Source organism: Mesorhizobium sp. M4A.F.Ca.ET.020.02.1.1, from assembly GCF_004022645.1.
GTDB lineage: Bacteria > Pseudomonadota > Alphaproteobacteria > Rhizobiales > Rhizobiaceae > Mesorhizobium.
On the sequence record NZ_RZOI01000037.1, the window covers coordinates 1 to 19,034 of the forward strand.

The window sequence follows — 19,034 nt, forward strand, 5'->3', positions numbered from 1 at the left end:
GGGTTGGCATGGGTGTGGGGTCGGGATTGGGAAGAATTGCCGTCATGTGATGTCCCTGCGCTCGGCCTCTCAGGCGCTATCATTCAGGCTCGACGTTAATGGGCGATACAGGCGGAACGGTCGCGCTCGCGTATGGTTCCGATCCGGCCCTACGCGCCGGCCGCGGCATGGGCCGAGCCATGCTCGAAAATGATTCACGACGCAGCCCGTTCGGGGCTTGCCGACCTCCAGCGGCGCCATAATTCCACAAGGGGGTGGGTCATCTGCTGAAACAGGAGGCGGCCGTGAAACACCAGACCGTAGACCAACTCAATGCCGTTGCCGACGTCCATGCCGAGGCGACGTATCTCTTCGCAACCCGCGGCCAGCGCCTCGAACGCTGGGCGCAACTTCTGGAGCAGGATCCCGACCGGCGCCTCGGGGCGCTCGCCGGCACCGAATACACGGCTCCCGACCTGCGCGACAGGATGCGCGCTTCGGGATCGCCGATCACGGTCGCCTTCGAGGATCCGGTCTTTCGCGCTCAGGGCCTGGCCGATGACAGCTACGGCGAAGCCAGGCGCTTCTTCGAGCTGAGCGACTGGCAGTTGCATGAGATCGTCTGCCATTGCCATGTCGGCGCGACGCTGCCGGCCAGATGGGCGGCCTCTCGCGTACGCGCGGCGAACTCGCCGGGATCCGGCTTCTTCGCCTGGCTGCGCGGCGTGTTCATGCACTGACGTAGCAGGCGAGCAGCGCGTCGATGCCGGCTCTGGTTAGACCTCGACCGGAGCCACTCGATCGAGTTAGCGAGATCGCGGCCAATATGGTTCCGCAGTTTATTGCGGTCGTCGGTCGGGTCGGCGCCTTCCCCCGGGGCGCTTGTCATGTTGTCGTTTGGATGATCAGCGTCAGCGTGCCATCATAATCGATGTTGGCAGCGACGACCTGCGAGGAGCTGAGCCCGTTGGCCTGCAAGACCGACAGTGCCTGCGGCGAGGCGTCGACTGAACGCTGCAATTTCAAGAGATCCTCGGCGCTGGTCTCGGTGATCACGGCCTCCGCCTGCGCCTTGATTTCCGCCGGCAGGTCCTCGACCGCCACCAGGGCGATATTGGTGAAATCCTGTGCGGAGAGATCCTGATCGGGCGCCGTCTGGTCCGGCAGCGGCTCTTGCGCAGGGGGCAGGTTCTGGGGCCGCTGCGGCTCCGCGATCTGCGCCGAGACCGGTAGCGCCAGGGCGAGCGCCGAGAGCGTGACGATCATCGTCAACATCCGCATTGTCTTTCCTTCCATTCTCTCGGGGTGGGTTCCTTGCGTCACAACACTTCGACCGACCGATGGTTCCCGATGATGAAGGCTTCAGCGCGGAGCCGCCACCCGACAGCGTCATCTGGTTGAAGATGGAACGTTTCGGACAGGCGTTCATTCTTCCTGATCACCGCATTGGCGAGGGCGCTGCAACGCGAGGAGAGAATCATGAAAATCAGGGATTGCATGACGCAGGCCGTTCGGGTCGCCAGTCCGGACCAGACCTTGCGCGACGCGGCTCGGGCCATGGCCGATCTTGACGCCGGTGTTTTGCCCGTCGGCGAGAATGACCGGCTGGTCGGAATGATCACCGATCGCGACATTGCCGTTCGCGGCGTGGCGGAAGGCAAGGGGCCCGATACGAAGATCAGGGAAGTGATGAGCGCGGAGGTGAAATACTGCTTCGACGACCAGGAAGTGGACGATATCCTGCGCAACATGGGCGACCTCAAGCTGCGGCGGATGCCTGTCATCAGTCGCGAGCACCGGCTGGTCGGCATCATTTCGCTCGGCGATCTCGCCACCGCCGGCAATACTGAATGGGCTGGCGAGGCGCTTGGCGGCATTTCGCAGCCGGGCGGCGAGCATTCGCAGACCGCGCACTGACGGACCACGCCAGCGGCTCGAAATCGACCCGTCAGCGCCAGCCGAGGGCCGGCGCGACGAATTTGAGGATCGCCTCGATCACATGCGTATTGTAGGCGACGCCAAGCTGGTTGGGCACGGTGAGAAGCAGCGTGTCGGCCTCGGCGATCGCTTCGTCCGCCCTCAGCTGTTCTATGAGCACATCCGGCTCGGCCGCATAGGTGCGGCCGAAGACGGCACGCTTCTCGGGTTCGATATAGCCGAAATGATCCTCGTCCTCGCTGCCGCCGAAATAGGCGCGGTCCATGTCGTTGACCAGCGCGAAGATGCTGCGGCTCACCGAGACGCGCGGCTCGCGGCTGTGGCCGGCCTCCGCCCACGCCTTGCGGAAGGCGCGGATTTGCTCGGCCTGCTGGATATGGAGCGGCTGGCCGCTTTCGTCGAATTTGAGCGTCGAGCTCTGCAGGTTCATGCCCAACTTTGCCGCCCATTCCGCCGTGGCGTTGGTGGCCGCGCCCCACCAGATCCTGTCGCGCAGGCCCTCTGACAAAGGCTCCAGGCGCAGCAGGCCCGGCGGATTGGGGAACATCGGCCGCGGATTGGGTTGGGCAAAGCCATGGCCGCGCAGCACCTCGAGGAAGACCTCGGCGTGGCGCCTGGCCATGTCGGCATCGCTCTTGCCCTCCTCGGGCACGTAACCGAAATAGCGCCAGCCATCGATCACCTGCTCCGGCGAGCCGCGGCTGATGCCAAGCTGCAGCCGGCCGCCGGCGATGAGGTCGGCGGCGCCGGCGTCCTCGACCATGTAGAGCGGGTTCTCGTAGCGCATATCGATGACGGCGGTGCCGAGCTCGATGCGGCGCGTCCTGGCGCCGGCGGCGGCCAGCAGCGGAAAGGGCGAGGCGAGCTGGCGGGCGAAATGGTGGACGCGGAAATAGGCGCCGTCGGCGCCCAGCTCCTCGGCGGCGACGGCAAGGTCGATCGACTGGAGCAGCGCGTCGGCCGCCGAGCGCGTCCCCGACTGCGGCGACGGCGACCAATGTCCGAACGACAGAAAGCCAATTTTCTTCATGGGATTACCGGATGCGGGGTGGGCGGATTATGCGGGGTATGATGGCACATAGGCCTTCTGGCGGAGAGAGCGTCTTTCGATCATAGGCCTATAACATTGAAAATATTCATCTTTTTGCTGCGCAATTAGTTACACGGCCGGGCGACAGAGGTCACGGGTTCTATAAGCTCGCTGCTCCGAGTCCGTCCACCCGTTTTGAGCGGTATCCGAGGGTCGCGCGCGCAAGGAATGTCAGGATCGCCATTTCCTGCAAGCAGACATTGCGGGCACGAAGTTGGAGGTCGAGGTTGCGCGTATCCATTCCTATTTGCGTACGATCATATCATCCGGTTGATCCAGAAGCGGGCGCCCCTTCGCTGAATTTCCAGCCTAGGCCAGGTCATCTGTCCTGAACGGTCATGACGAGGCGACGCGGGACACCGCGCCACCTCGTCATTGCAACTCTCGCTGACGGTTCGAACTAGTCAACCCACTTGGCCGGTCCACGGAACTCGATCCCATAGCGGCTCGCGAGTTCCGCCACTTCGGTCATCTGATCAGGAATGGCCAGTTCGCGTGCGGCCGCCTCGACGAAGAACTCCTCCAGCCCGCCGGGCGTCAAAATCGTAAGGTTGCGGCCTGGCTCGGCACTCGCAACGCGGAACGTGTGTGGTACGCCGCAGGGTAGGAAGATCGACGCGCCCGCGGGCACCATCATGAACTGACCGTCGAGCCAGAATTCGTAGGTGCCCTCGATCACGTGGATCACTTCGTCCTCATTGTGGTGCACATGCACGGGCGGGCCGCCGCGCGAGGGCACGATGGATTCGAAGACGCTGACTATGCCGCCGCTTTGGTATCTGCCGACATTGATCCTGTAGACCGTGTCCATCCATTTGACAGTGCGCGCTGCGCGCACCGAGCCTGGGGCGATGTCCATCGCGTTTCCCTTTCCATGTTCGGTCAACTAGGGTCGGTGCTGCAGCAACGTTTGCATTGTTAGAACAATGATCCGACTGGCGGAAATCGAATGATCGTATTCGGGATATTGGCGCCGTGAATTTGGCCGCGTTCGATCTCAATCTGTTGCGCGTTTTCGACGCCATGATGCTGGAGCGAAGTACGGTACGCGCCGGGGAACGGGTCGGCCTGTCGCAGCCGGCGGTCAGCTCGGCGCTCGGGCGCCTGCGCTCCATCCTCGGCGACGAGCTTTTCGTGCGCGACGGCAACCGCATGATGCCAACACCGCGCGCGCTCCAGCTGAAGGAGCCGGTGCGCCAGGCATTGGTGCAAATCGAATTGGCTCTAACGGCAAACGCAACGTTCGATCCTCGGACGTCGACCCGGTCCTTCATGCTGATCGGATCGGACTATTTCTCGGCTTTGCTCATGCCGAAGCTGGCGGCAAAGGTGGCGCCCGTTGCGCCGTCGATCACCCTCCAGATGATAGATCACCCTTCGACAGACGTTTTCGGCCTGCTGAGCGACGACAGGGCCGACATCGCGTTGGACCGGGCACTTGAGACGCCGGAGTGGATCGTCAGCCACAAGCTGTTCCGTTCCTGGCTTGTTTGCATCGCCCGCCGTGGGCATCCGTTGCTGGGGCCAAAGGGCATCAAGCCTGGAGAGACCATTCCTGCCGACGTTTTCTGCGCCATCCCGCAGGTGTTGCGTTCGGCCGACGGGGCCAAGACTGGAACCATAGATCCTGCGCTCGAAAGGCTCGGCCTGTCACGCAAGGTCGCCATGACCGTTCCGCATTTCCAGGCCGTGGCGCTCGCCGTAGCAACGAGCGAGCTACTCGGCAGCATCCCGGCTCACTTTGCGCGTCTGGTGGCCGAACGTCTCGATTTGGATATTTTCATACCACCGATGGAACCGCCGGCTATGGACGTCACAATGTACTGGCACCGCCGATTTGATCGCGACGCCGGGAACGCTTGGCTCCGTGAGCAACTGGTGGCTGTTGCTTCGTTTGATCCGTAGGCTTTTGTGCATTGGCATCTCAACGTCCGCCATCGTTGTTCCCTCAACCACAAGCGGACCTACTGCTCTCGGCCCAAGCAGGACGCTGACCACCTCGAGGTTAAGCGACGCGATGGCGGACCAAGCGGTCCTGACAGTTTGTTACACAGATCAACACTTTGACCTTGAAGTGCTTCTATGGCGAAGGTTCAAAGCAATCCGCTTTGCGCAGCATCTCGGTCGTCGCGTGGCATTGCCCTCATAGTCAAAAGACGAGCCTATACCCTGACGAGAGCAAGGCGGCGATCCAAAGCAATGCGCTCTTCAGTCGGGAAGGCCAGCCTTGCGATAGCCTTCGACGAAGCGCTGGAGCACTTCCTCGTCGTCGAATGGCTGCGATGTTGCCCAATGCCTGATGCTGAAATGGGGATTGCTCATCATGAAGAATTCCGCTTCCTGACGGGCTTCATCCAGGCGCCCGACCTGCGTGAGGGCTGCCGCCAGCATGCGCCGCGACGTGGTGCGGTAGGTTTCCGGTTTGCGTAAAGCCTCGACCGCGGATTGATAGTCGCCGAGCGCATAATAGGCTTGGCCTGCCATCCAATAGTACCACCCCGGTGGGTGCGGATTGAGCCGCAAAGCCCGCTTCACGAATTCGACGCCCTTGACCGCGTCGCCCCTCAAGGTGATGAGATCCGAGCGCATCGCCCATGCATCGGCATGATTGGGATCGAGCCTGAAGGTCGCCTCGAATTCGGCATCCGATTCCGCGTATCGCCGTTCGTGACCAAGTATGATGCCCAGCCCCCAGCGGTTCCCGGCATCGTTAGGGTCGAGCGCCACAGCCCGTTGCGCTTCAGCCAGCGCGCGAGGCTGGTTGGTTTCCTTCGGCTCGTTCCAGAACAGCCAGCCAAGCCAAAGATTGAGGGCCAGCAAGCTATGTGCCTCGGCATAGTCGGGATCGAGTCCGATCGCCCTTTCCAGGAGCATGCGCGCTTCCCGCGCGCCTAACCCGGTCTGAAAACTGACGCCGCGGGCTCGCACGCAGAGGTCATAGGCTTCGAGACTTGACGGCCGTTTGCGCGCCGGCTGTCCGGCCAATCGGCCGACAAGGGCTTCGACGATCTTGGCCGTGACCTCGTCCTGCACTGCAAAGATATCCTCGAGGCTGCTGTCGTAGCGCTCGGCCCAGATATGATCGCCGCCGATCGCGTCGATCAACTGCGCGTTGATGCGCACGCGCGCTGCAGCGCGCCGGGCGCTGCCTTCAACCACATAGCGCACCCCAAGATCACGCGCGGCCAAACGCACATCGACCGACCTCCCCTTGTAAGCAAAGGTCGAGTTGCGCGCGATGACGAAGAGGCCGGCTGAGCGAGACAGGTCGGTGATCAGGTCTTCGGTCAAGCCGTCGACAAAGGTTTCCTGCTCCGGATCGTTGCTCATGTTGGTGAAAGGCAAAACCGCGATTGAGGGCTTGTCGGGCAATTCCAGCGATGCCAGTCGCCCGACCGGAGCCGCTCTCGGAAGCTGCAGGTTCACGCGATAGCAGTATATCGGCTCGGCTATGTTCTTCACCCGCTGCTCGCCCATGGGCTCGAACGCAAACGCCAGCTTCTGCCTGACCTCCTTGGACACCTTCTCCGAAACGCAGATGCCACCGGGCTCGGCGAGTTGTTGGAGGCGCGACGCCACATTCACGCCCTCGCCATAGCGATCGTCCCCTTCGACGATCACTTCCCCAAGGTTGATCCCGATCCGGACTTCGAAGCGCTGGTCTTCGGCGACGCTCGCGTTACGTTCCGCCATGCCGCGCTGAAGCGTGACCGCGCATTCGACCGCATCTACCACGCTGCCGAACTCCGCCAGCAGGCCGTCTCCCATCAGCTTGAAGATTCGCCCGTGTCGCGTCTCGATTTCCGGCTCGAACAGCTCTTTGCGGCCACGTTTCAGCCGATCGAATGTGCCCGCTTCATCCGCCTCCATGAGCGCCGAGTACCCTACGACATCGATGGCAAGGATGGCAGCGAGCTTCCGCTCCATGTTGGGCCCCAGTCAAGATTCGCGACACGCAAGCCGCAGGCCCGAGGCAGTTAGGGACCGGCGCTTCCAGCGTGCCCTCACCGGCCTATCATACCACAGATCACGCTTCTTGAGGCTATGCTCGCGCGACGCCTTGGCGACCCTACCGCAGCGCCACCGACGAGCGAGTCCCACCTTCCCTGCCGCTTGTTCGCGGCAGTTGCCTCGCAATCGGACCGTGACGGCTTCGGGTCCAATCCAGGGCCTCAGCTCCATCGGTTTAAATGTCCGCTACTCGCTTCGCGTACGCCAGAAGCGGTCGGTCCGCCCTGAGCGACGCCATGGATGACGCGGGATCGCTTGTACGGCGCCCTACGGCGAGTTGTGCCGGGCCGACGCCACCCACGGTGCGGTCTTTGCGATCTCGGTGCGTTCCCAACTCGTGATCGATGCGCCAGCCTGGCAGCGCTATTCCGGCAGCCCCGCCTTTCGCAAACCTTCTGCAAGCAGAGCCATATGGGCTGGGACGGCTGAAACGAAGTCGGCGAGATTGGAAATTCGTTGGCCCGGATCGAGGGCGAGAATTCGGCTCACGACCTTTTGCGCATCCTCGGTTCGGCCGGCGTGAGCATAGCTTGCAGCGGCAAAGCGCAACGACGGCAAAAAGTCCGGCTTTTCCCGCAACGACCTTTCAGCCCAAGATGATGCCTCCTCAAATCGACCAGCGAAGAGATGAGCCACTGCAACCGCATTCTGCATGTCGAACATGAGCGGGTCGACTGGGCTCATGCGTATCGCAGTCGCCAGGTGCCGAAGTGAGGTTTCCGTATCGCCGAGGTCGGCTCTGATCCAGCCGCTGAATAGCCACGCGGTAGCCAGGTTCGGATTGAGCGCAAGCGCGCGATCAATGAACGCTGCCCCGCTATTGTTGTCGCCCACGACGTAGGCGAGCGCGGTCCCGCCGCGGGAAAGAGCGATCGCGTCATCCCTGCCCAAATCCACGGCCTTCAGAGCCAGGCGCTCGGTTTCGGCGGTTTCTTGCTTGCGATCCGTCATCCGACCGTTCGCCTTGCGAATGACGGCACACCAGGCGGCCATGCCGTATGCCGAGGCAAATTCAGGGTCGAGTTCGATGGCCTTGTAAAACAACTGGAGGGCGTTTGCGGTGGATTCCCTGGTCAACTGGTGGAGGCTTGCTATCCCGCGCAGATAGTAGTCGTAAGCGTCAAGGTGCTCGGTCGGCTTGCGCTTGGCCCGCTCGATCTCTGCCTGTTCCAGCTTCGGAGCGATCGCTCCGACGACGCTCCTGGTCACTTCCTCCTGCAGCTCAAAAACGTCCTCCAGCTCGCCGTCGAAATGGTCGGCCCATAGATGTGCTCCCGTTGTCGCGTCGATAAGCTGCCCGGTGATGCGAACCCTGCTCGCCGCCTTGCGCACGCTCCCTTCAAGCACGTAGCGCACACCAAGCTCGCGTCCGACCTGCTTAATGTCCACTGCCCGTCCCTTGTAGGTAAAGCTCGAGTTGCGCGCGATGACGAACAGCCAGCGCGTCCGGGACAGCGCGGTGATGATCTCCTCCACCATGCCGTCTGCGAAGTAGCCCTGCTCGGGGTCGCCACTCATGTTGTCGAATGGCAAGACCGCGATGGACGGTTTTTCGGGAAGCATCAGCCTCTCCCTTGTCGAGAATACCGGAGTTGGTTTTGCTCGACTGACCTGATAGGCGCGCACCGCCTCCACGATGTTGTGGACCTGATGGCTACCGAGGTCGGTGTAGGCATAGTCTAGTTTACCCTTTACCTGCTCGTAGACGTTGCTCGCGACGCAGACGCCGCCAGCCTCTGCAAGCTTCTCGATCCGCGCGGCGATGTTCACACCATCACCGTAGATTGTGTCGTCCTCTGCAATCACGTCGCCCAAATTCAGGCCCATGCGGAAAGTCATGCGCTTGTCTTCGGGCAAACTTGCATTGTGAGCGGCCAATCCCTCCTGGGCTTCGACCGCGCATTGTACCGCGTCGACCGCGCTGGCAAATTCGACAAGCAGACTGTCGCCGGCGGAACCAACGATGCGTCCATGGGCCTGCGCGATCCTAGGCTCGATCACCTCGGCGCGAAGGTGCTTCAACTGCGTGAGTGTGCCAACCTCGTCGGCTCCCATGAGGCGGCTGTAGCCGACGACGTCGGCAGCAAGGATTGCGGTGAGGCGTCGCTCCATACTTGTGTCCTGCCTCTTCCGTAGGTCGAAGCTCCGGGCGGCGAGCGTATTCTAGTCCTACCTCGAATGCGAGCGTGCAGTGCCGGCGCCGACAGCGATCAACTCACCACGTTTCTTGGGCCATTCCTCACACGGCGTCGTTTATGGTCCGATCGCGGGTGCTGCCGACGGGCTACTTTGGGTCAGGTCACGACTATGTCCCCGTTCAACCGAACGTCCGCTTTTGAACAACCGCAGCCTGAACCTGCCAGTCCGCCCTCGGCCCCAAAACAGGGCGCTGACCTCCTCGAGGTTGAGCGACGCCATGGCGGACTATGCGGATTCCTGACCGTAGGTTACACAGACTAACGACGCTTCGACCTTGAAGCGCTTCTATGAGTTAACTAACTATTTGAAATAATTAACTTATTAGAAAAATTCTGGCGGAGAGAGCGGGATTCGAACCCGCGTTACGGTTTCCCGTAAACACACTTTCCAGGCGTGCGCCTTCAACCACTCGGCCACCTCTCCGTCCTTGCACGAGCGCACCGGCTGGTTTTGCCGCGCGGGTTGGGGATATGCAGTCCCTTGGGAATTTCGCGCGGTATTTCCGCACCTCGAGCGCCCTCAACCGGCGGACACTCAATCCCGGCGCCCATAGCCGTCGAAGCAAGAGGCGCGGGGCTCATCTAGTCGATCCCGCGGCGAATGCCAAGCCATAATGGCGCTTTGTCGGCTTTGCCGCATAAGGGACCGTTCGCGCGGCCGCCGCCACGGCTTTGCCACGCCCCGCGGCCGAATGATGTGCACAGACCGGGCGGCACAGCCTGTCATTGCTTGACTTCGCCATCCGTCCGCTGTCCTTGTGGACACAAGGCTTTGCGGGGGCACAGTCCGGAGATGACTTCGACCAACCAGGGGCCGGCGGCGCGGCCGGAGAGCGGGCTGTCCTACGTGCCCGTGGCGTGGCTCGTCATCGTCATGGCCAGGTCGGTCTATGGCCTGATGTCGACATGGCGGTTGGTCGGCGATTCCAGCCTGCCGGAAAGCGTCTTCTTCCTTATCTATGGCGGCCTTGTCGCAGGCATCGTCACCATCCTTTGGGGGCTTTACCTGCTCGGTCTTGCCTTCAATCGCTCGGCGCGCTTCCCGCCCCATTTCACCATCTGGCAGGTCGCGACCATCCTTTGGCTGCTGGCGCAGCAGGCCTATGTGCTACTGACGCCCGACTTCGTCTTCTCGGCGAGGAGCCTTGTCTTTACCGGCGGCGAGATCGCGATCGGCCTGCTTTGCCTCTACCTGCTGCGCCGCGGTGCCGGTGCCGATGCGGTCTATGCCAATGCGGAAACCGAGAGCCCGCCGGTGCTGGTTTCGGTGGTGGCGGCCTTGCTCGGCATCATCCTTGGCGCGGCGATCGGCGCCTGCGCCGGCTTTGCCGCGGGCTCGCTGATCGCGGATGCCAGCGACATGAGCTGCTTCGAGGGCGCCTGCGGCTATTTCGCCGTGTTCATCGGCCTCGCCGGGCTGATCATCGGCGCCATCGCTGGCGGGGTATTCGCGGTCTGGCGCGTCAATCGACGCAAACGCAAGCCGGCGGTATAGCTCAAATTCGTGTGTGACGATTGCCGGCGGCGCGCGCTCGCTCTATTTCTCTGACGGGGAAGGGACGAAACCCGGGTCTGTGACGGCCCGGTTTCGTCTTGGGGAGGAAGTCTCGATGCTACGTTTCATCTTTCGTCTCGCGGCGATGGTCGCGCTTTCGGTTTCCGTCATCATGGCGGTGGTCGACGTGACGCGCTCGGTGGCGGCCTCGGCGCTGGTCATGACCCCGCTCAATACGAGTTGGTTGGCGGTATCACCCGACACCCGCGCAGGCTTCGAGACCTACGTGCGCGACAAGGCCAGCCCGCTTCTCTGGGACGGCGTCATTGCCTGGGTGCTCGGCCAGCCCGGTTTCGCGGTGTTCGCGATGGTGGCCTTCCTGTTTTATGCCATCGGTTACCGGCGGCAGCGGCGGGGCGGCGCGTTCGCTCCGACCTGATGGTCCGCGGTATGCCATCCGACGCCCAAGCCGGCCGGCGAACCGAATGATGCGCCGCGCCGCATGCCGGCGCGATGCTTTTCCAAAAGGTCAAAATTCCACGTGAATTTTGTTTCGGGCCGTGCCAGATTGGCCGCGAGCGGGAGGGGCATACTTCCTGCCAGACGTCGTCTGCCCGCCGGAGAACCGGGCTGGCAGGCGGTGCGTAACGGAAAAATAACCGACAGGGTGTGGATCACATGAAACGTATCGTTCTTGGCCTTTTGGCCGCAACCGCAATGGTTCTTCCGGCTTTCGCCGCGGATATCCAGCCGGCGATTCTCTACGATCTCGGCGGCAAGTTCGACAAATCGTTCAACGAGGCATCCTATAACGGCGCTGAGAAGTTCAAGACCGAGACCGGCATCGCCTATGTCGAATTCGAAGTCTCCAACGCCACCCAGCGCGAGCAGGCGCTGCGCCGCTTCGCCGAGGACGGCCGCAATCCGATCGTCATGGCCGGCTTCTCCTGGGCGGACGCACTGGACAAGATTGCCACCGAATTTCCCGGCACCAAGTTCGCCATCATCGACATGGTCGTCGACAAGCCCAACGTCCGCTCCGTCGTCTACAAGGAGCAGGAAGGCTCCTATCTCGTCGGCGTTATGGCGGCGATGGCCTCGAAGTCCAAGAAGGTCGGCTTCATCGGCGGCATGGACATCCCGCTGATCCGCAAGTTCGGCTGCGGCTATGTCGGCGGTGCCAAGTCGGCCGGCGCCACCGAGGTGATCCAGAACATGGCTGGCGACACGCCGGCCGCCTGGAACGATCCGGCCAAGGGCGGTGAGATCGCCAAGACGCAGATCGACCAGGGCGCCGACGTGATCTACGCGGCGGCCGGCGGAACCGGCGTCGGCGTGCTGCAGGCGGCGGCCGATTCCGGCAAGCTCGGCATCGGCGTCGATTCCAACCAGAACGGGCTGCAGCCCGGCAAGGTGCTGACCTCGATGGTCAAGCGCGTCGACGTCGCCGTCTACAACACCTTCATGGATGCCAAGAACGACAAGTTCACCGCCGGCATCAACGACCTCGGCCTCAAGGAAGGCGGCGTCGACTACGCCATGGACGACAACAACAAGGCGCTCGTCGACGATGCCATGAAGACAGCAGTCGAAAAGGCAAAGGCCGACATCATCGCCGGCACCGTCAAGGTGCACGACTACATGTCGGACAATGCCTGCCCGTATTGATCGGCGCTGATCTTCAGCAATGCGGACCGCCGGGTGCAAACCCGGCGGTCTTGTTTTTCGCGGAATGCATAGTCATGGCAGAAGTGTGCCCTCGGCTGACCAAGCGCCGGTCAGGTAGCCGAGCGCGAAGGCGGCCACCAGCGCCATGGCAACGACAAACCCGCGCCGGCCGCCAAGGGCGTGCAGGCCGACGTCGTAGGGCGGACGCTCCAGCCTGCGAATGACGGGTGGCCGCGCTTCCGCGCGGCTGTCGCCGCTGCCAACGCCGGCAAGCCGCATCTGCGGCAATTCGGCGATGCGCTGGGTGAACAGATTCCAGCGTTTGTCGGTCGCCCCGTCCGCCGGCGCGGCGGGGTCGAAGGCACGCATGCGCTCGGCCAGGCGCTGCACCGCGTCGCGGAAGGCGGGGTCGATTTCGAGGTCGCGTTCGGCGCGCCGGCGCTCGATGTCGTTCATCAGGCCGAACACATAGTCGCCGGCGCGGGCGATGCGGTCGCTTTCACTGGCCATCACGCTTCTCCCTCCCTCACCAATGCGGCGGCTTGGTGACCGGCACGTCGGACGCGGCCTGCTCCTCCAGGGCCAGGAAGCGGTCGGTGAGCGCGCTGAGCTTACGTTCCATTCGCTCGATCACCTTCCACTGCTCGGCGATCTGGCCTGAAAGTTCCTCGATGGTCTTTTCCTGCTCGGCGGCGCGGATTTCCAGCGTCGTCAGCCGGTCGGCAGGCATGATCATTTCAAAACCCCGGTCAGTTGCGCTCACAGGCGACGTATCCGTCGCGTTCCCCACATTAGCGAATGTGAAGGTCCCGGCCACGTTCGAAATTGACAAGCGCGCGGGGATTTGTCGAGAGTGGACAACCCTCCGGCCAATTGGCACGGGCGGGGCAGCATGCTAGGCGTTTTGACCAAGCGATAAAAAAACTGAGTGGGACAGGCTGCATGGCGCAAGCCGCAATCGAGCTGATCGGCATCAACAAGAGTTTTGGCGCCGTGCGCGCCAACCGCGATATCAATCTGGAGGTCGCGCGCGGCACCATCCACGGCATTGTCGGCGAGAACGGCGCCGGCAAGTCGACGCTGATGTCGATTCTGTACGGCTTCTACCAGGCCGACAGCGGCGAGATCCGCGTCGGCGGCCAGCCGGCGTCGATCAAAACGCCGAATGACGCCATCGCGCTCGGCATCGGCATGGTGCACCAGCATTTCATGCTGGTCGACAATTTCTCGGTGCTGGAAAACGTCATCCTCGGCGCCGAGAGCGACGCATTGCTGAAGAGCAGCATCGCCAAGGCGCGCTCGGAGCTGGAGCGGCTGGAACGCGAATACGGGCTGGAAGTCGATCCCGACGCGATCATCGAGGAACTGCCCGTCGGCCTGCAGCAGCGCGTCGAAATCCTCAAGGCGCTCTATCGCGGCGCCGAGATCCTGATCCTCGACGAGCCGACCGGCGTCTTGACGCCGGCCGAGGCAGACCATCTGTTCCGCATCCTCAAACAGCTGAAGGATCAGGGCAAGACGGTGGTGCTGATCACCCACAAGCTGCGCGAGATCATGGCCATCACCGACACGGTCTCGGTGATGCGCCAGGGCACGATGGTGGCAACCAGGGTGACAAAGGAGACCACGGTCGGGGAACTGGCCGAGCTGATGGTCGGACGGGGTGTGCTGCTCAGGGTGGAGAAGGGCGAGGCGGAAGCCGGCGCCGTCAAGCTCGCGGTCAAGAACCTGACGGTCAAGGATTCGCGCGGCGTCACCATGGTCGACGACGTCTCCTTCGACCTGCGCGCCGGCGAGATCGTCGGCATCGCCGGCGTCGCCGGCAACGGGCAGTCCGAACTGCTCGAGGCGATTTCCGGCATCCGCCATGCCGTCTCCGGCTCGGTCATGCTCGACGGCAAGCCGATCGACCTGACCGGCAAGGCCGATCCCGGCGAACTGCGCGACCGCGGGCTCGCCCATGTGCCGGAGGACCGGCACCATGTCGGCCTGGTGCTGGCCTTCGAGGAGAACGAGAACTCGATCCTCGGCTATCACGATGACGAGCGCTATCTGAAGGGGCCGCTGCTCGACATCGACGCCATCCGCAACAACGCCAAGGACAAGATCGCCAAATACGACATCCGCCCCGCCGACTGCCGGCTGAAAACGGCCAATTTCTCCGGCGGCAACCAGCAGAAGATCGTGCTGGCGCGGGAAATGGAGCAGGATCCGGGCGTGCTGATCGTCGGCCAGCCGACGCGCGGCGTCGATGTCGGCGCAATCGAATTCATCCACAAGCGGCTGATCGCCATGCGCGACCAGGGCAAGGCGGTGCTGGTGGTGTCGGTCGAGCTGGACGAGATCCGCTCGCTCTCCGACCGCATCCTGGTGATGTTCGCCGGCCGCATTGTCGGCGAGCGCGGTCCGGAAGCGACAGAAGGCGAGCTCGGCCTGCTGATGGCCGGCGTCGAGCAGCGGGAGGCCGCGGAATGAGCACGCCCTACGCCAAGCTTCCGGCCTGGGCCGATTACGGCCTGATCCCGGTGATCAACCTGTTCGTCGCTTTCGTCGTCGCCGGCTTCGTGGTGGTCCTGGTCGGAGAAAACCCGTTCCGCGCCGCGGTCATCCTGGTCCAGGGCGCCTTCGGCAAGGGGACGGGCATCGCGTTCACGCTCTTCTACGCCACCACCTTCATCTTCAGCGGGCTGTCGGTGGCGGTCGCGGCGCATTGCGGCCTGTTCAACATCGGCGGTGAGGGCCAGGGCTACATAGCCGGGCTCGGCATCGGCGTCGTCTGCCTCGCCTTCGACAGCATTCTGCCATGGTGGCTGACCTTTCCGCTGGCGATCGTCGCCGCCGCGGCGATGGGGGCGCTGTGGGCGCTGATCCCGGCCTATCTGCAGGCCCGGCGCGGCTCGCACATCGTCATCACCACCATCATGTTCAACTTCATCGCCGCCAGCGTCATGGTCTACGCGCTGGTCGGCTTCCTGAAGCCGCTCGGCTCGATGGCGCCGCAGACGCGCACCTTCCTCGACGGCGCGCAATTGCCGAAGCTCAACTGGGTGATCGAACTGTTCGGCGCCAAGATTCGCTCGGCGCCGCTCAACGTCTGCTTCCTGCTTGCGCTGCTGATGGCGTTCCTGGTCTGGCTGCTGATCTGGCGCACCAGGCTGGGCTACGAGATGCGCACCTATGGCCACAGCCCGAAGGCGGCGCGCTATGCCGGCATTTCGGAAACGCGAATCGTCATTGTCGCGATGATGATCTCGGGCGCGCTGGCCGGCATGATGGCGCTGAACCCGACCATGGGCGACCAGCACAATGTCGCGCTCGATTTCGTCTCCGGCGCCGGTTTCGTCGGCATCGCGGTGGCGCTGATGGGACGTCTGCATCCGGTCGGCATCGTGCTGGCGGCGATCCTGTTCGGCATGCTCTACCAGGGTGGCGCCGAGCTTGCCTTCGAGATGCCGGCGATTTCGCGCGACATGATCGTCATCATCCAGGGCCTGGTCATCCTGTTCGCCGGCGCGCTCGAACATATGTTCCGGCCCTATGTCCAGGCGCTGTTCGCTTCGGTCAGCCCAAAAGCGGTCGGCATCGAAGCGGTCAAGGGGAAGGGCGCCTGAGATGGATTTCTTCATCGCCATTGTGCAGATACTCGACTCGACCATCCGCCTGTCGGTGCCGCTGCTCCTGGCATGCCTCGCCGGCCTCTATTCGGAGCGCGCGGGCGTCTTCGATATCGGGCTCGAGGGCAAGATGCTTGTCGGCGCCTTCGCCGGCGCCGCCGCCGCCTCGGTGCTGCACTCGGCCCTGCTCGGCCTCGGCACGGCCATCCTGATCTCGGTCGCCTTCGCCATGGTGCACGGCTTCGCCTCCATCACCCATCGCGGCAACCAGATCGTATCCGGCGTGGCGATCAACTTCATCGCCGCCGGCTCGACCATCATGCTCGGCCAGCACTGGTTCCAGCAGGGCGGCCGCACGCCGGCGCTGGCGCCGGGCGAGCGCTTCGAGGCGATCATCTGGCCCGGCGCAGACGCGGTCCGCGACGTGCCGATCATCGGACCGATCTATTCGGAGCTGATCTCCGGCCACTCGATACTGGTCTATTTCGCCTTCCTGATGGTGCCGTTCGCCTGGTGGGTGCTCTACCGCACCCGCTTCGGCCTCAGGCTGCGCGCCGTCGGCGAAAACCCAGCCGCCGTCGACACGGCCGGCATCTCGGTCGCCTGGCTGCGCTACCGGGCCCTGATCTGCACCGGCATCCTAACCGGGGTTGCCGGCGCCTATCTGTCGATGGTGCAGAATGGCGGCTTCGTGAAGGACATGACCGCCGGCAAGGGCTACATCGCGCTGGCGGCACTCATCTTCGCCAAATGGAAGCCGGTCAACGCCATGTTCGCCTGCCTTTTGTTCGGCTTCCTCGACGCGCTGTCGATCCGCCTGCAAGGCACGCCGTTGCCAATCATCGGCAAGGTGCCGGTGCAGTTCATGCAGGCGCTGCCCTATGTGCTCACCGTGATCCTGCTTGCCGGCTTCATCGGCAAGGCGATCCCGCCGCGCGCCGGCGGCGTGCCCTATGTCAAGGAACGCTGAGGCAAACGCGGAAGCGAACCGGCTTTTGGACAAGATCGTGGGAGAGAACAACTGAATGTCGCATGATCTGTTCGAGGCGGCCAAGGCTGCGATGGCCAAGGCCTATGCGCCCTATTCGAAATTTCCGGTGGGCGCGGCATTGCGCACCGAGGATGGGCGCGTCTTTGCCGGCGCCAACATCGAGGTGGCCTCCTATCCCGAGGGCTGGTGCGCCGAAACCACCGCGCTTGGCCACTACATCATGGGCGGCGGCGGCAAGATCACCGAGATCGCGGTCATTGCCGAGCGCATGGCCAAATGCTCGCCCTGCGGTGGCTGCCGGCAGCGTCTGGCGGAGTTCTGCCGGCCGGAGACGAAACTCTATCTGTGCGACAATGGCGGCGTGGTCGAGACCGTGACCATGGGCGACATGCTGCCTTACGGCTTCAGGGGCGACATACTGAAATGATGGAAAAGGCGCTCGATCATCTCGTCGAAAGGCTGGACGGGCTGGCGCCCGCGGTCGCGCTGGTGCTGGGTTCGGGCCTGGGCGGCCTCGTCAGCAAGGTCGAGGATGCCAGGCGCATTTCCTATGCCGAACTGCCGGGCTTCCCAAGAAGCGGCGTCAGCGGCCACGCGGGCGAGGTTGTGGCGGGGTATTTCGCCGGCTCCCCGGTGCTGATGCTGTCCGGCCGCGCGCACTATTACGAGCACGGCAACGCTGGGGCGATGCGTCCGGCGCTCGAGGTGCTGGCCGGCATCGGCATTTCGCAGCTCATCCTCACCAATGCCGCCGGCTCGGTCGATCCGGAAATGGGGCCGGGCTCGGTGATGCAGGTTACCGACCACATCAATTTCTCGGGCTCCAACCCGCTGATCGGCGAGCCCAGCGACCGCCGCTTCGTCGGCCTCACCGAGGCCTATGATGCGGGCCTGCGCAAGGCGATCGAGAAGGCGGCCAAGGCGACCGGCACCACGCTCCATAAGGGCGTCTATATGTGGTTCTCCGGCCCGTGCTTCGAGACGCCGGCCGAGATCCGCATGGCGCGCATCATGGGCGCCAACGCCGTCGGCATGTCGACGGTGCCGGAGGTCATTCTCGCCCGCTTCCTGGGCTTGCGCGTCGCCGCCTGTTCGGTCATCACCAACCTCGCTGCCGGGATGACCGGAGCGGAGCTTTCGCACCAGGAGACCAAGGACATGGCGCCCATCGGCGGCGCGCGGCTGGCGACGATCCTCGAGCGCCTGTTCCGCGACGGGTTGCCAGAGAGCTGATGCTGCCGCAGGAAATTATCCGCCGCAAGCGCGATGGCCACAGGCTGTCGGCGCCGGAGATCGCGGCTTTCATCGAAGGGCTGAGCGCCGGCACCGTCACGGAAGGCCAGGTCGGCGCTTTCGCCATGGCGGTGTTCTTCAACGGCATGAGCCGCGAGGAGGCGGTGGCATTGACCATCGCCATGCGCGATTCCGGCGGCGTGCTCGACTGGTCCGATCTGCCGGGCCCGGTCACCGACAAGCATTCGACGGGCGGTGTCGGCGACAATGTCTCGCTGATGCTGGCGCCGATCGTCGCCGCCTGCGGCGCCTATGTGCCGATGATCTCCGGCCGTGGCCTTGGCCATACCGGCGGCACGCTGGACAAGATGGATGCGATCCCCGGCTACATCAGCCAACCGGACGTGGCGCGCTTGCGCAAGACGGTGCTCGAAACCGGCTGCGCCATAATTGGCCAGACCGCCGACCTGGCGCCCGCCGACCGTCGCTTCTACGCGATCCGCGACGTGACGGGCACGGTGGAATCGGTACCGCTGATCACCGCCTCGATCCTGTCGAAGAAGCTCGCCGCCGGGCTCGGATCGCTTGTACTCGACGTCAAGGTTGGCAATGGCGCCTTTATGGAGAAGTCGCGTGATGCAACAGCACTTGCCAGCAGCCTGGTCGGGGTCGCCAACGGCGCGGGTCTGAAGACTTCGGCGCTGGTTACCGGTATGAACGAACCGCTGGCGTCGGCTGCCGGCAACGCCGTCGAGGTGCGCAACGCCGTCGACTTCCTCACCGGGCGCCTGCGAGATCGGCGGCTGGAGGATGTGAC

19 protein-coding genes and 1 tRNA gene are annotated in these 19,034 nt (G+C 63.6%); 12 read left to right on the forward strand and 8 right to left on the reverse strand.

All coding sequences use genetic code 11. From position 1 onward, the window contains the following. The first annotated feature begins 284 nt into the window (after positions 1-284). Positions 285-719: a hypothetical protein gene (locus EN742_RS04775; protein WP_126058339.1), complete on the forward strand. Its 435-nt coding sequence runs from the start codon at positions 285-287 to the stop codon at positions 717-719. A 145-nt stretch (positions 720-864) separates the two neighbouring features. Here the strand turns inward: EN742_RS04775 and EN742_RS04780 are convergent, their stop codons facing one another. After that, a complete protein-coding gene (locus tag EN742_RS04780; protein ID WP_245455388.1) occupies positions 865-1,245 on the reverse strand; it encodes a hypothetical protein in 381 nt (126 codons plus the stop codon). 213 nt (positions 1,246-1,458) lie between these two features. Here EN742_RS04780 and EN742_RS04785 point away from each other — a divergent pair, with 213 nt between their 5' ends. Then, positions 1,459-1,896: a CBS domain-containing protein gene (locus EN742_RS04785; protein ID WP_126058341.1), complete on the forward strand. Its 438-nt coding sequence runs from the start codon at positions 1,459-1,461 to the stop codon at positions 1,894-1,896. Positions 1,897-1,927: 31 nt separating this feature from the next. Here the strand turns inward: EN742_RS04785 and EN742_RS04790 are convergent, their stop codons facing one another. Both EN742_RS04790 and EN742_RS04795 read right to left on the reverse strand, forming a co-directional pair. Further along, a complete protein-coding gene (locus tag EN742_RS04790) occupies positions 1,928-2,947 on the reverse strand; it encodes an LLM class flavin-dependent oxidoreductase (protein WP_126058342.1) in 1,020 nt (339 codons plus the stop codon). A gap of 460 nt (positions 2,948-3,407) precedes the next feature. Next, on the reverse strand, positions 3,408-3,866 hold the full coding sequence (locus tag EN742_RS04795) for a cupin domain-containing protein (protein WP_127406218.1): 459 nt from the start codon (positions 3,864-3,866) through the stop codon (positions 3,408-3,410). Positions 3,867-3,982: 116 nt separating this feature from the next. Between EN742_RS04795 and EN742_RS04800 the strand changes: the two genes are divergently transcribed. Continuing rightward, positions 3,983-4,912, forward strand: coding sequence for a LysR family transcriptional regulator (locus tag EN742_RS04800; protein ID WP_126058344.1), 930 nt, complete (start codon positions 3,983-3,985; stop codon positions 4,910-4,912). A 303-nt stretch (positions 4,913-5,215) separates the two neighbouring features. On the opposite strand, the gene EN742_RS04805 is transcribed toward EN742_RS04800, so the two are convergent. The 3 genes from EN742_RS04805 to EN742_RS04815 form a co-directional block, all read right to left on the reverse strand. Next, entirely contained in the window at positions 5,216-6,934 is a 1,719-nt protein-coding gene (locus EN742_RS04805) for an adenylate/guanylate cyclase domain-containing protein (RefSeq protein WP_127399746.1), read from the reverse strand. Positions 6,935-7,381: 447 nt separating this feature from the next. Further along, positions 7,382-9,130, reverse strand: coding sequence for an adenylate/guanylate cyclase domain-containing protein (locus EN742_RS04810; protein ID WP_127406217.1), 1,749 nt, complete (start codon positions 9,128-9,130; stop codon positions 7,382-7,384). Between the two features lie 420 nt (positions 9,131-9,550). Further along, a tRNA-Ser gene (locus EN742_RS04815) sits at positions 9,551-9,640 on the reverse strand. A 369-nt stretch (positions 9,641-10,009) separates the two neighbouring features. Here EN742_RS04815 and EN742_RS04820 point away from each other — a divergent pair. The 3 genes from EN742_RS04820 to EN742_RS04830 all read left to right on the forward strand — a co-directional run bounded on the left by EN742_RS04820 (position 10,010) and on the right by EN742_RS04830 (position 12,379). Further along, positions 10,010-10,711 (forward strand): hypothetical protein, encoded by a 702-nt coding sequence (locus tag EN742_RS04820; protein ID WP_127406151.1) that lies wholly within the window; start codon positions 10,010-10,012, stop codon positions 10,709-10,711. A gap of 115 nt (positions 10,712-10,826) precedes the next feature. Next, on the forward strand, positions 10,827-11,150 hold the full coding sequence (locus EN742_RS04825) for a hypothetical protein (protein WP_128332496.1): 324 nt from the start codon (positions 10,827-10,829) through the stop codon (positions 11,148-11,150). Between the two features lie 239 nt (positions 11,151-11,389). Continuing rightward, the gene (locus EN742_RS04830; protein ID WP_128332497.1) at positions 11,390-12,379 is read left to right on the forward strand and encodes a BMP family ABC transporter substrate-binding protein; all 990 of its coding nucleotides are present in this window, start codon (positions 11,390-11,392) and stop codon (positions 12,377-12,379) included. A gap of 72 nt (positions 12,380-12,451) precedes the next feature. On the opposite strand, the gene EN742_RS04835 is transcribed toward EN742_RS04830, so the two are convergent. Together EN742_RS04835 and EN742_RS04840 are read right to left on the reverse strand one after the other, a co-directional pair. Then, positions 12,452-12,889, reverse strand: coding sequence for a hypothetical protein (locus EN742_RS04835; RefSeq protein WP_128332498.1), 438 nt, complete (start codon positions 12,887-12,889; stop codon positions 12,452-12,454). A 16-nt stretch (positions 12,890-12,905) separates the two neighbouring features. Next, positions 12,906-13,112, reverse strand: a complete 207-nt coding sequence (locus tag EN742_RS04840; RefSeq protein ID WP_187331332.1) for a SlyX family protein — start codon at positions 13,110-13,112, stop codon at positions 12,906-12,908. A 209-nt stretch (positions 13,113-13,321) separates the two neighbouring features. On the opposite strand from EN742_RS04840, the gene EN742_RS04845 reads away from it, so the two are divergent. From EN742_RS04845 to EN742_RS04870, 6 genes are all read left to right on the forward strand, one after another. After that, a complete protein-coding gene (locus tag EN742_RS04845; protein ID WP_128332499.1) occupies positions 13,322-14,854 on the forward strand; it encodes an ABC transporter ATP-binding protein in 1,533 nt (510 codons plus the stop codon). Continuing rightward, complete coding sequence (locus EN742_RS04850) at positions 14,851-15,990, forward strand: ABC transporter permease (RefSeq protein WP_126058352.1); 1,140 nt, start codon at positions 14,851-14,853, stop codon at positions 15,988-15,990. The genes EN742_RS04845 and EN742_RS04850 overlap by 4 nt, the downstream gene beginning before the upstream one ends. Before the next feature lies 1 nt (position 15,991). After that, on the forward strand, positions 15,992-16,963 hold the full coding sequence (locus tag EN742_RS04855; RefSeq protein WP_126058353.1) for an ABC transporter permease: 972 nt from the start codon (positions 15,992-15,994) through the stop codon (positions 16,961-16,963). A 55-nt stretch (positions 16,964-17,018) separates the two neighbouring features. Continuing rightward, positions 17,019-17,411: a cytidine deaminase gene (gene cdd / locus EN742_RS04860; protein ID WP_126058354.1), complete on the forward strand. Its 393-nt coding sequence runs from the start codon at positions 17,019-17,021 to the stop codon at positions 17,409-17,411. After that, entirely contained in the window at positions 17,408-18,217 is an 810-nt protein-coding gene (locus EN742_RS04865; protein WP_126058355.1) for a purine-nucleoside phosphorylase, read from the forward strand. The genes cdd and EN742_RS04865 overlap by 4 nt, the downstream gene beginning before the upstream one ends. Further along, a partial coding sequence (locus tag EN742_RS04870) for a thymidine phosphorylase (RefSeq protein ID WP_128332500.1) occupies positions 18,217-19,034 on the forward strand: 818 nt, incomplete at its 3' end. The genes EN742_RS04865 and EN742_RS04870, both read left to right, overlap by 1 nt.